Annotated in this window: 8 protein-coding genes, 1 tRNA gene and 1 pseudogene; 6 read left to right on the top strand and 4 right to left on the bottom strand. The window is 53.5% G+C overall.

All coding sequences use genetic code 11. The features are described 5' to 3' along the window. Positions 1-21: 21 nt before the first annotated feature. The 3 genes from K7H21_RS03825 to K7H21_RS03815 all read left to right on the top strand — a co-directional run bounded on the left by K7H21_RS03825 (position 22) and on the right by K7H21_RS03815 (position 2,880). Positions 22-297 carry an oxidative damage protection protein gene (locus tag K7H21_RS03825; RefSeq protein ID WP_004105744.1) on the top strand — a complete coding sequence of 92 codons (276 nt, stop codon included), beginning with the start codon at positions 22-24 and terminating at the stop codon, positions 295-297. Positions 298-347: 50 nt separating this feature from the next. After that, a complete protein-coding gene (mltC, locus tag K7H21_RS03820; protein WP_004135825.1) occupies positions 348-1,430 on the top strand; it encodes a membrane-bound lytic murein transglycosylase MltC in 1,083 nt (360 codons plus the stop codon). 193 nt (positions 1,431-1,623) lie between these two features. Continuing rightward, positions 1,624-2,880 (top strand): nucleoside permease, encoded by a 1,257-nt coding sequence (locus tag K7H21_RS03815; protein WP_004125191.1) that lies wholly within the window; start codon positions 1,624-1,626, stop codon positions 2,878-2,880. Between the two features lie 67 nt (positions 2,881-2,947). Here K7H21_RS03815 and K7H21_RS03810 read toward each other — a convergent pair whose 3' ends face one another. After that, the gene (locus tag K7H21_RS03810) at positions 2,948-5,086 is read right to left on the bottom strand and encodes an ornithine decarboxylase (RefSeq protein ID WP_142469408.1); all 2,139 of its coding nucleotides are present in this window, start codon (positions 5,084-5,086) and stop codon (positions 2,948-2,950) included. A gap of 437 nt (positions 5,087-5,523) precedes the next feature. On the opposite strand from K7H21_RS03810, the gene K7H21_RS03805 reads away from it, so the two are divergent. From K7H21_RS03805 to K7H21_RS03795, 3 genes and pseudogenes are all read left to right on the top strand, one after another. After that, a complete protein-coding gene (locus K7H21_RS03805) occupies positions 5,524-6,240 on the top strand; it encodes a DUF554 domain-containing protein (protein WP_004125195.1) in 717 nt (238 codons plus the stop codon). A gap of 105 nt (positions 6,241-6,345) precedes the next feature. Beyond that, a tRNA-Phe gene (locus tag K7H21_RS03800) sits at positions 6,346-6,421 on the top strand. A 143-nt stretch (positions 6,422-6,564) separates the two neighbouring features. Continuing rightward, positions 6,565-6,863: pseudogene (locus K7H21_RS03795) on the top strand (transposase); the annotation flags it as partial. A 53-nt stretch (positions 6,864-6,916) separates the two neighbouring features. Here the strand turns inward: K7H21_RS03795 and K7H21_RS03790 are convergent. The 3 genes from K7H21_RS03790 to K7H21_RS29265 form a co-directional block, all read right to left on the bottom strand. Further along, on the bottom strand, positions 6,917-8,968 hold the full coding sequence (locus K7H21_RS03790) for an RNA-binding domain-containing protein (RefSeq protein WP_142445248.1): 2,052 nt from the start codon (positions 8,966-8,968) through the stop codon (positions 6,917-6,919). A gap of 98 nt (positions 8,969-9,066) precedes the next feature. Continuing rightward, a complete protein-coding gene (locus K7H21_RS03785; RefSeq protein WP_049079800.1) occupies positions 9,067-10,215 on the bottom strand; it encodes a DUF3322 domain-containing protein in 1,149 nt (382 codons plus the stop codon). A gap of 1 nt (position 10,216) precedes the next feature. Beyond that, on the bottom strand, positions 10,217-11,563 hold the full coding sequence (locus K7H21_RS29265; RefSeq protein ID WP_311103891.1) for an SbcC/MukB-like Walker B domain-containing protein: 1,347 nt from the start codon (positions 11,561-11,563) through the stop codon (positions 10,217-10,219). Positions 11,564-12,931: the final 1,368 nt, after the last annotated feature.

Here is a 12,931-nt window from a genome sequence, read left to right as displayed (position 1 = left end):
GGCGATTAAAGAGGATTAAGAATGAGCAGAACGATTTTTTGTACTTTCCTGCAGCGTGAAGCCGATGGCCAGGATTTTCAGCTGTATCCGGGCGAGCTGGGCAAACGCATCTATAACGAAATTTCCAAAGAAGCCTGGGCCCAATGGCAGCATAAGCAGACGATGCTGATAAACGAGAAAAAACTCAGCATGATGAACCCTGAGCATCGCAAACTGCTGGAGCAGGAGATGGTTCAGTTCCTGTTTGAAGGCAAAGACGTGCACATCGAAGGCTATACGCCGCCAGAAAAACAGTAAGGGCCTGACGGCCCTTTACAACAATAAACACAACACGCACTCCCGGAATGATGAAAAAATACTTAGCGCTAGCGCTGATTGCGCCTTTGCTCGTTTCGTGTTCCAGCTCAACCAAAAAAGGCGCCGAGTATAACGAGGCGTGGGTGAAGGACACCAACGGCTTTGATATCCTGATGGGCCAGTTCGCCCATAACATCGAGAACATTTGGGGTTATAACGAAGTTCTGCTCGCCGGGCCGAAGGACTACGTTAAATACACCGACCAGTATCAAACCCGCAGCCACATCAACTTTGATGCGGGGACGATTACCGTTGAAACTATCGCCGGTACCGACCCGGCCGGGCGCCTGCGCCAGGCGATTATTAAAACCCTGCTGATGGGCGATGACCCTAACTCCATCGACCTCTATTCTGACGTCGATGATATTCAGATTTCAAAAGAGCCGTTCCTGTATGGCCAGGTGGTGGATAACACCGGCGAGGCGATTCGCTGGGAGTGGCGCGCCTCGCGCTTCGCCGACTATCTGCTGCAAACACGCCTGAAAAGCCGCAGCAACGGCCCGCGCATGATCTACAGCATCACCATTAACCTGGTGCCGAACCACCTCGACAAACGCGCGCATAAGTACATTGGTATGGTCCGTCAGGCATCGCGCAAATACGGCGTTGATGAATCGCTGATCCTGGCGATTATGCAAACCGAATCCTCCTTTAACCCCTATGCGGTAAGTCACGCCGACGCCCTGGGGCTGATGCAGGTGGTGCAGCACAGCGCCGGGAAGGACGTGTTCCGTTCGCAGGGGAAATCAGGCCTACCGAGCCGCAGCTACCTGTTCGATCCGGTCAATAACATCGACACCGGCACCGCCTATCTGGCAATGCTTAACAACGTCTATCTGTCCGGTATCACCAACCCGACCTCGCGTCGCTATGCGGTCATCACCGCGTATAACGGCGGCGCGGGCAGCGTACTGCGGGTCTTCTCCAGCGATAAGGTTCAGGCGGCGAATATCATCAACAACATGACGCCGGGCGATGTTTATCAAACCATCACCAGCCGTCACCCCTCCGCCGAGTCGCGTCGTTATCTGTACAAGGTTAACTCTGCGCAGAAAGGCTATCGCCGCAGGTAATCTCCCTCCAGCGCCCTTGTTTCCTCAAGGGCGCCTTCCTTCTGCTATACACAATAGAGTTGCGCAACTGTTTTGCGATTTTCTGCGGCAGTTAACAAAAGCATCCACCGCATAAATGATAGAATCCAACCAAAATAACGCTATAAATGTTATTTAAAACACAAAACAATTCTATATCCGTGAGGATCAAAACATGAATCTTAAGCTGCAGCTCAAAGTACTGTCGTTCCTGCAGTTCTGCCTCTGGGGAAGCTGGCTGACCACGCTCGGCTCGTATATGTTCGTCACTCTCAAGTTCGATGGTGCGGCCATCGGAGCGGTCTATAGCTCACTCGGTATCGCCGCGGTGTTTATGCCGACGCTGCTCGGTATCGTTGCCGATAAATGGATCAGCGCTAAGTGGGTTTACGCCATTTGCCATCTGGTCGGCGCGCTGACGCTGTGGCTCGCCGCCCAGGTCACTACGCCGGGCGAGATGTTCCTCGTCATTCTGCTTAACTCGCTGGCCTATATGCCGACGCTGGGGCTGATTAACACCATTTCCTACTACCGTCTGCAGTCTGCGAACATGGATATCGTGACCGATTTTCCGCCGATTCGCATCTGGGGCACCATCGGTTTTATCCTCGCCATGTGGGGCGTCAGCTTCTCCGGATTTGAGCTAAGCCATATGCAGCTTTATATCGGCGCGGCGCTCTCCTTACTGCTGGTGCTCTTCACCCTGACGCTGCCGCATATTCCGGTGGCTAATCAGCAGAAAAACCAGAGCTGGACCGCCATGCTGGGCCTTGATGCCTTCGCGCTGTTTAAAAATAAACGTATGGCGATCTTCTTTATTTTCTCGATGATGCTGGGCGCCGAACTGCAAATCACCAATATGTTCGGCAACACCTTCCTGCACAGCTTTGATAAAGATCCGCTGTTCGCCAGCAGCTTTATCGTGCAGCACGCCTCGGTGATGATGTCGATTTCGCAGATCTCGGAAACCCTGTTCATCCTGACCATCCCGTTCTTCCTCAGTCGCTACGGCATCAAGAACGTGATGCTGATTAGTATCGTGGCGTGGATGCTGCGCTTCGGCCTGTTCGCTTACGGCGACCCGACCCCGTTCGGCACCGTGCTTCTGGTGCTGTCGATGATCGTTTATGGCTGCGCCTTCGACTTCTTCAACATCTCGGGTTCGGTGTTTGTGGAAAAAGAGGTTCGCCCGGAAATCCGCGCCAGCGCGCAGGGGATGTTCCTGATGATGACCAACGGCTTCGGCTGCATACTTGGCGGGATGGTAAGCGGTAAAGTGGTGGAGCACTTTACCGTCGAAGGGATCACCGACTGGCAAACCGTATGGCTGATTTTCGCCGGCTATTCGCTGGTTCTGGCTTTTGCCTTTGTAGCGCTGTTTAAGTACAAGCACGTCCGCGTACCAACCGGGGCGCAGACCGTCGCACATTAAATAAACGGCTTACCCCAGATTTACGAATAAAAAAACGCGCCCCGGTGTTATCAACGGGGCGCGTTTTTTATGCTTTCAGCACATAGCCATATAGCCGCTTAATGCCGTCAGGGTCCGTTTCGCTGTAGACCCCCTGGAGCTCCGGCGAGAAACCCGGCAGCATATTGACCCCCTCCTCCAGCGCCAGGAAATAGCGCAGCACCGCCCCGCCCCAGATCTCTCCGGGCACCACACACAGCACGCCCGGTGGATACGGCAGCGCGCCTTCCGCCGCAATCCGCCCTTCCGCTTCGCTTAAGCGCACCAGCTCAACGTTACCGCGAATAAACTCGCGGTTGGCGTCCTGCGGGTTCATCACCGCGCGCGGGAAGCTCCTCTTGCGGAACATCTCTTTTTGCAAATCCTTCACGTCAAAGCTGACGTACAGGTTATGCATCTCCTGGCACAGCTCGCGGATGGTGTAATCCCGATAGCGCACCGGATATTTATTAAAGATGGTCGGCAGAACGTCGGCCAGCGGGGTGTCGGATTCAATATGCTGCTCAAACTGGGCGAGCATCGCCACCAGCTGCGCCAGCTTCTCGGCGCTCTCTGCGGGCGTCAGGAGGAACAGAATGGAGTTCAGATCGCACTTCTCCGGCACGATGCCGTTTTCGCGCAGGTAGTGGGCCAGAATGGTCGCCGGGATACCAAAATCGGTATATTTCCCGCTCTCCGCATCGATCCCCGGCGTCGTCAGCAGCAGTTTACAGGGGTCAACGAAATACTGATCGCTGGCATAGCCTTCGAAGCCGTGCCAGCGCGCGCCCGGCTCAAAGCTAAAGAAGCGCCGTTCGCGGGCGATGGCTTCAGTGGGATGATCCTGCCACGGACGCCCCGCCACCACCGGTGGAATAAACGGCTGGATCATTTTGCAGTTGGCGATAATCGCCTTGCGCGCTTCAATACCCAGCGCCACGCACTCCGCCCACAGGCGGCGCCCGCTCTCTCCTTCGTGAATTTTGGCATTCACGTCCAGAGCGGCGAACAGCGGATAAAACGGGCTGGTCGAGGCGTGCAGCATAAAGGCGTTGTTGAGCCGCTTATGCGGACAAAAACGTTCCTGCCCGCGCAGGTGGTTATCTTTTTTATGGATCTGCGACGTTTGCGAAAAACCGGCCTGCTGTTTGTGCACCGACTGAGTGACAAAAATGCCCGGGTCGTCCGGCGTCAGGTCCAGCAGCAGCGGCGAACAGTCGGCCATCATCGGGATAAACTGCTCGTAGCCGACCCAGGCAGAGTCAAACAGGATGTAGTCGCACAGACCGCCGATTTTATCGACCACCTGGCGGGCGTTGTATACCGTCCCATCATAAGTACCGAGCTGAATCACCGCCAGGCGGAACGGGCGCGGCGCATCGGCTTTTTCCGGCGCCGTCTCGCGTATCAGTTCACGCAGGTATTTCTCATCGAAGCAGCGATCGTCGATACCGCCAATAAAACCAAACGGATTGCGCGACGCTTCGAGATAAACCGGCGTTGCCCCGGCCTGAATCAGCGCGCCATGATGATTGGATTTATGGTTGTTACGGTCAAACAGCACCAGATCGCCGCGCGTCAGCAGCGCGTTGGTCACCACTTTGTTCGCCGCCGAGGTGCCGTTAAGGACAAAATAGGTTTTATCGGCGTTGAAGACCTTCGCCGCAAACTTCTGCGCGTGTTTGGCCGATCCTTCATGAATCAACAGATCGCCAAGCTTAACGTCGGCGTTGCACATGTCGGCGCGAAAGACGTTTTCGCCAAAGAAGTCAAAGAACTGCCGTCCCGCCGGGTGTTTCTTAAAGAAGGCGCCGTGCTGATGGCCCGGACACGCGAAGGTGCTGTTATCCATCTCAACGTATTGGGTCAGGGTATCGAAGAACGGCGGCAGCAGATTCTCTTCGTAGTCGCAGGCGGCGGCTTCCAGTTCGAGCCACTCCTGCTCTTTGCCGCTAACGATGGCCGTCACGCCTTCTGGTTTTTCGTGGTCAGCGTCACTGAACAGATAAACCGGCAGGTTGAACCCGGTGCGTTTCAGTAACGCAAGGATGCCGCTGCGGCTGTCCGCTACGGTAATGACGACTGCCGCCACATCGGTAAAATCGGTACTGTCCAGGGCCACCACGCGACGGTGGGTGGACAGGCGGGATACCAGCTCGCGGCTGGCGGCAATGTGCATTGATTTCATGAGCGCGAATACCCGTTTCCGGAGAGTAAAAGGCTTCGGCCAGGGCGTCTGGGCTCTGGCCAACGAAATGTCAGGGTCTGGCTGGATCCCAGCTCCGACCGCCAGACATCAGTAAAAGCAGACCGCGTCCGATCTTACTGTTGTCCTGCAGTGAGCCCGCGTTACGCTCACCGCATGGCGGGCAGAAGTTGCAGAGTAAGGGTAGCAAGACGAGGCTGCCTGCGCATCTGTACGCAGCGGCACTGGTGATGTAGTGGCGATGTCGTCATCCCGGCGGCCTCATTCAGGAGAGGAGAAAATTCGCGCAATCATGTCACCTTTAAATCTACCGCGCAAGATGAATTACGTATGCAGCCACACCACGGATGCGCAAGCCTTTTTGCCCGATTGGCGTCATAATAATGCAGTCATTAGGGATAATTAACAGGAGTCATGCTGTGGTTACAGGGCCATTTATTAACGCCGGCGCGGTCCTTTTGGGCGGCGTACTCGGCGCACTCTTAAGTCAAAGATTGCCGGAACGGATTCGTACATCAATGACCTCTATTTTTGGCCTTGCGTCGTTGGGCATCGGCATTCTGCTGGTGATCAAATGCGCCAACCTGCCGGTGATGGTGCTTTCAACGCTGGTGGGCGCGCTGCTCGGCGAAGTGTGCAACATGGAGAAAGGCATTAATACGCTGGTCAGTAAGCTCCAGCAGCTGCTTTCGCCCAAAAAGGGGCAGAAAAAGGTCTCAGCGCATGAGTCCTATATTCAAAGCTACGTCGCGATAATCGTGCTGTTCTGCGCCAGCGGAACCGGGATTTTCGGCGCGATGCGCGAAGGAATGACCGGCGACGCCAGCATTCTTATCGCCAAAGCGTTTCTCGACTTCTTTACCGCCACCATCTTCGCCTGCACCCTGGGGCTGGCGGTCTCGGCCATTTGCGTACCGATGCTGGCCATCCAGCTGGCGCTGGCGGCCTGCGCATCGTTGATTATGCCGTTAACCACGCCGATGATGATGGCGGATTTCACCGCTGTCGGCGGGATGCTGCTGGTTGCCACCGGTTTGCGCATCTGCGGAATTAAAATGTTCGCCGTGGTGAATATGCTGCCTGCCCTGGTGCTGGCGATGCCGATTTCAATGGCCTGGACGGCGTTTTTCGCCTGAAGATGCGTGCTTTTGACGCAATCTGGTGATAGATTGTTCAGTCTGCTGCGAAACAGATAAATTTCGTTGACGAGGTGCGGTGAATCAGGTTTAATGCGCCCCGTTGCCCGGATAGCTCAGTCGGTAGAGCAGGGGATTGAAAATCCCCGTGTCCTTGGTTCGATTCCGAGTCCGGGCACCACTTATTCAGAGAACCCAGCCTATGGCTGGGTTTTTGCTTTTCTGCGACCGGCCTCTCCATCGAACTACGTTCGATTATTCGCCGCACAGCGGCTCACCCCTTCGGGGGGAGTGGCACGGTAATATTTGGCCACCAGATTAAAGATGTTATTCTCACCTCGGCACAAAACAGGTGACTTAATGAACAAGAAAACTAAGTGCACGTCACCCCAGAGTTCCGGCGGGAATGGACACAGCTGATTGTTGATAAGGGCTGCTCATATCGACAAGCCAGTGAATTGATGAATGTCGGTTCTACCACGCTTGAGAGCTGGATGCATCAGCTCAGGCGAGAGCGTCTGGGAATTACGCCCTCTGCAACCCCTATCTCCCCAGAGCAGCAACGCATCTGCGAGCTGAAAAAGCAGGCTCGCCGACTACGCCTGGAGGAACAGTTTTTGCGTAATCAAGTTCACTCATATCCCATAAGCTCTTATTAAAGATATTAATCAGTTCTTCAAACGGCACTATACCCCTGCTTCGGGTCATTCTTATACTGCGGAAACGCCAGCTTCAGTTCCCCTTGCTCCACCAGCGGTTTTAAGTACTGCTGACGCAGAGCATTAGGGTTACGACTAAGGATCTGTCCCAGCGCAGCAACAGAAATATACTGTCCCTGACACACATTCAGGATCACACTCTTCATCAGCTCTTTATCTCCCAGACGCAACCTTTCACGCGGAACGGCAGCCAGAGCAAACAACGAATCCCGGAAAGCTTCGGTGAGATTATCAACATCATCAATATAGGGTCTATCGATAAAGCTGTTAAGCAAACGTCCATACTCATCCCGGGACGCGGGTTGATCGTCCCCGGCGTTATACGTGGAGTTTTCCGCGTTATGTGTGGACTTCTTCTCGTTATGTGTGGACCTCAGCTCGTTATATGTGGAGCTCCCCTCGTTATGTGTGGACCTCTGCTCGTTATATGCGGAGTTCCCCTCGTTATGTGTGGAGCTTACAACCGCACCTAACGAGAAAACCTCATCTGGTGTCATTACCGATACGCCAGGCAAGGTGTAATATTTGCTTTTCTGCTCACCCCCAGCGACCAGAAAACCTTTACTTTCCAGACGTGGAAGCGTCAACGTGACTTCGCGGGAATGACGGGTTGTTAACTGGCAGGCGCGTTCATGATTGACCCAGCCTTCAATCGCCGCTGTTGCAACAATCACCTGTTCAAAATCATCAAGCTGATCGAAGGTTTCACCAAATCGCTGATGCAAATCATCCAGAATAAGCTGCGGGATCAGGCTAGCCGTAGAAAGCTCTAATAGCGTCTGTGCAGGAAACGTTTTTTCCCAAAGTTTGGGGGTTCGCCAGTTAGCCGATTTCCAGCCGCTGAAAATCTTCGGCATCCCTGAACCCGCTTTCTCACCCAGGCCAATCAGCAAAAACATCTGGTGCAGTAACCTGTTGCGGCAATCACTAACTCCGCCTGCTATCACATCCTCCAGCGGCAGGCGCATCAAGCCCGGATTGCGAAAGCCAAACATGTCGGGACGTTTAACGATCAGAATAGAAACCCGGTCGGTAAAATCAGCATGGACCAGCGTGTTGACCAGCGCTTCACGCAGTGCGATATGTACTGGCGTATCCGTCCTGCGTTGTCCATCTTCAAGCGTAAAGGGAACTTTAAGATCGGCGACCAGCTTTTGGTATACCTTGCGATAAAAATCAAACAAGTTCCCTGACCATGTACCGTCCGGGCATACCCGATCCACCCAACGCAGCTCCGTTTTAGCTTCGGGGCGCTCCTGATAATCCACCATGTAGTTAGGCGCAGCAGCAACAATCGCATCCCATTTACCAAACATGAGAACGCCAGCCAGCGTAATGCCCTCTTTTCCAGTTTCCCTGTCTTTACGCCATCCACCAACCATTTTTAATAGTTCAAACGGTTCACAGGCCAAATAAGGATGCTGCGGGTTATTTGCCGATAGCAGATTGCGATAGACTTTCAGGCTGTCCAGATCGATATCATCCTGAAAAGTATAGTGTTCAGAAAGCACTTCATTATCGCGGCTGTCGTGGATCTGCTCTGCAAGCATCCGCTTGATGGTCATATCATCACAAACGCGATCGCCTTCGTGCATACGTTGATAGGTGTTACCAAATGGGGATTTTTTCAGGTGAACCGGCTTTTGTTTGCGCATCGCCTGTGGAATATGGATCGCCAGAACGTCCGCTCCCTGCAAAGAGACCTGTTGCACATCGTTTTCTGATCTCAGCACATTCGCACTGACACGATCGCGATCGTTTAACTGATTAAACAGATCGGTCTTAATCTTTTCGGGATCAACAATACCAACTGGTATAAATTTTCCAGCCTGTTCTTTTACACCGAGAATCACCCAACCGCCCCGACCATTCGCCATTGCGGAATAGGTGGGCCAGAAGTCTTTCGGTAACTCGCCTTTGCCGTCTTTCCCCCCTGCCAGTTTGAACTCAACCTGTTCCGACTCAACAAGGGTTTGCAGATCTATAATATCTTTTATTTGCAAAGGCATAGAGGTTCCTCTGGCTGAAAAATGCTCGGCTTTATCATACCGCATCTACCGAATATCCGGTAGGTAGCTAAGGGTACTGACGAATCCTTCAGCCTTATTTATAATCCTTTCTGCCACATGACCAGCGCCTCTTCAACTATCCCCGTAGGCAAAAATTCCTGCTCCAGACGACCACGTGGCAAGCAGATCAAGTAACGATAAAAATCGACCTCTTCATCAAGCAAGCCATCAGGTATTGCTTGCTGCGCTTTTACCGGTTCAGGAACGGCGCTATGGCTGGCATATTGCTCAAACAACTCACGGTTCATCAGCAGAACGTCAAGCGTCGGGCGGCAGCACCTGGCTCTCGCCAACATCAGTAGCCCCCAGCTATCCATGTCCCCCCAATAGGCAACGCGTTTTTCATCCAGAACAGAGCTGGATAACCATTGCACGTCAAGGCCGCACCCTAAGATCGCGATAGTGTCAGATAACGCTGGAAGTTGATGCAGACACTGTTCATTTTCAATCACCAGCACACGCGACGCGGGCAATGTCGTTTCCCCCAGTTCCGCCGTTGTCACCCGGCATTTTTTAAAAGGAAGCAAGCCGGGCGAAAGTGGCACAACCAGAACCCAGTGGCTGGACTCATCAAAAGCATCAAGGAAGGTGGTTAACCCCTGCTCGCTGGCTTCGCCGGAAAAACGCACGTCCAGCAGTCGGGTTAATAATGAAATATTATTCTCAATAAATTTGGTATCCACCCCTTGCCCGGAAAGCAGTCTTAGCGGCAGCCCTTTTGCACAGCCCGGCTCTAATCGGCAGGCCAGCCTGGCGGCACTGATGATGTCCTGCGGAGCTTTATGCCGCCAGAGGGAACGATGACTAACCAACAGCGGATGAAAAATGGGATCAACCTGCTCAATAATTACCTCCAGCAAGCGAAACTCCCGGCTCACCGCCTGATCCGCCGCGGCGCTGATCCAGTCAGAAGGGCCATTCAGGACCCAGCGCAGCGGCATTGATACCGGTCCGTCGCTCGCCCGATAACTGACCTCTCCCCAGTCCACACGCCCAACCGCGACTCGCCGCCATAACTGCACGTGTTGTAAAACGCGCTGAGGCTGCTCTGCGAATATTTTCGCGGAAGGTTTGCCAATGGTCAGACAGAGCGGCCAGTTACCGGGTGGAAGTAAACGCTCGGCCCGGAGCTTTGCGTTATCCCACTGCCGGGCAAGCTTTTCACGCAGTTCATCAGGAGAATACATTCTACGCGTTCTCCCGTCGTCGGGAGTGTTGTTCAAGCTCTTCCCAGCTCAGCGAAGCCATATTTGAATCCTGACCGCGCCGGTGGACGACAATCGCCGAACGGGTATGGTCACGCAGCAGGCGCATTTCCTTATTGGGTGTGATAAATACGGCATGTAAGCCGAATTCTCTAAGCGCGGCAATAATCCTGCCCGCCACGGCATGAGAGCTGCGGGAGAAGGCTTCATCAAGGACAATGGTGCCGAAAAGCGGATAACGACTCCCAGCAGGACATAGCGCGTAGCTCAGTGATGCGGTCAGCACGTAAGACGCAATAATCTCTTTTTCTCCACCGCTACCGCCCTGCGAGCCAGTACGCGACTCAATCACATTTCCGCTCTGACGATCCATCACCGATACGGCGAACTCCAGACGAAAACGGGGATCCAGCAACGCCTTCGCCCCCAAGGTGCGGTTTCGTTCACAGGCATCCCGCAGTTGCGCCACCAGCACCTGTAAGGCCTTATAATGGCTCTCACCGTTATCATCAACAAACCGGGCAGTATTTAGCTGACGCTGTGCTTTTTCAAGCGTACGCAGGCTTTCATGGACAACTTTTTTCGTATCCAGACGCAGGTAACGATCCGGCTGAAAATCTACCCGAAACATGGTTTCATTGAGCTCATTGAGACGCTCTTCAATGACTAACACCTCATGTTCAATATGACTGAGCAATTGCGTTACGCCGTCGTCAGATGAACGGTTCAGATAGTCAAGAAAGCGGTTGAGCTTTTCCGGCAGGGCTTCTTCGGTCAGCTCCTGCAAACGCTGTAAATAGACAGGAATATCGTCCAAATCAGCCCCTGCCTCAACGAGCGCCCCGGTATCCACACGTTTGGCTTCAGACATACGTTTGGTCAACTCAATACTCAGCTGATGCAGTTCACCTTTAACACCCTCAATTTCTTGCTGAATTCCCCGCTCATGTTGACGTTCCAGATCGCGAATGTCAGGCAGTTGCTCCAGAGTCACCGCCGGAAAATGTAAGGCACACAGCTCTCGCTCTTCATCCTGCATACCTTGTTGCGCGGTTTGCTGGGCCTTACGTTCTGCGGCCCTGGCGGAGGTGAGTTCTGTATCCAGCCCGTTAGTGACTTTATTGGCGGCTCTGAGCTGCTTATCAAATTCAGACTCAACCGTTTGAGCCTCATCAAGTTTTGCTTTCGCTACGCTGGCATCGGAATCCGGGCGGATCAGATTCTCCAGCCGCTCCTTGAGCGCTTCCAATTGGCTCTTTGCGCCGGGAACATCAATGCTATCGTAATCAATCTGTTGTATTTTCTGGAATGAAATGGCCTGATTTTGCAAAAGTGCCACCTCGCCTTTCGCAACCTCAAATGCCGCGTTTGCGGTTTTAACCTGCTCCTGAAGCGCGGCGATTTCTTTGGCAAGGAAGTTCAGGCGATCGCGGTTATCGAATCCCGTTAGCCAGTCTTCATCAAGGCGTTTCTGATCCTGTTTGTCATAGAAACGCTGTTTACCAGACATTAGCCCCTGCACCGTCATAGCGTGAGGTGTGTCACGCAACTGTTCGGGGCTGTCAACACAATGCCTGTCGCTTTCGGCCAGTAATGCTTTGACGGCCTCTCGCCACGGATGATTTTTCCACAACAGCTTGCGGGTAAAACCATCATCAAAAAACCTGGCGGGAGAGTGCGGTAACTTGACCTCCAATAGGCGCACGTGCAGACGATTGTTGCGCTGGTTTACCCAGCGCAGCGCTTCCTGTGCAGATTCCGGCGCAACAAGAATACGCAGCCTGTTGCTCCCCACAGCGCGCTCAATCGCACCGCGCCATTGCGCCTCTTCGGGTTTAACTTGTATCAGTTCAGCGACGAAAGGCAGTTCAGACTCATCGACGTTCAGCGCTTTTGCCAGTTCGCTGCGAAATGCCTGATAATGTGCGGGAAGGTTAGAATCCGGACGACGCGCGATCTCAGCGCGATCAGTTTCCCGTTCCCGAAGTTCTTCGGTCATGCGATGCCTGAGCGCGCCTTTTTGATAAACCTCTTCCTGCTTCAGCTTTACATCATCAGCAAGCTGCTCACGTCGGGCCTCGGCTTCATGCTGATTCGCCTCTAGCTGTTGCTGACTCAGGTCAGGCGGCAACCCCAGATTATGGATCAGCTGTTGATACTGGCGCGCCAGAGCCTCCCGACTGCCGAGCGTTTTTTGCCAGTCCTTGATGCGCTCATTCAGATCATCGATATTGGCACCACCGGCTTGGTAATAGCGCTGTATGCAGTCAGCTACCCGTTTTTTCTGTTGCTCAAGCTGCGACAGGATCTGTTCTTCGCGGATCTGTGCCTCACCAAACTCGATTTCAAGATGGCTGACCTTTTCCCTCCAGAGCTGGCTTGCCTGTTGTGCAAACCAGATGGGCAATAGTGATTCCAGTACTTTCCTTTCAGCAAATTGTCGCTCTTGCTTCTGGTACTTATCCCAACTCAGGGCAACAGGTTGCAATGACTGCTGCTGTTTGCGCGCCGTTTCCAGCTCCTGATGGATTTCTGTCAGACCATCAAAGCTATTGGCCACTTCCGTCGCGCGATCGAAGGCGGAGTGATCGTCCAATACCAGCTCACGAAAAATCTCATCAATGCTGTTTAGCTGTTTTAACCCTGCCGCCCGATTTAGCAACGTAAACGCGTTTTCCCCCACTTCGAAAAAGTCCCG

This window comes from Klebsiella sp. CTHL.F3a (genome assembly GCF_019890895.1).
Classification (GTDB): domain Bacteria; phylum Pseudomonadota; class Gammaproteobacteria; order Enterobacterales; family Enterobacteriaceae; genus Klebsiella; species Klebsiella grimontii.
The sequence above is the reverse complement of the archived record's forward strand: the minus strand, read 5'-3'. Positions and strand labels throughout refer to the sequence as shown.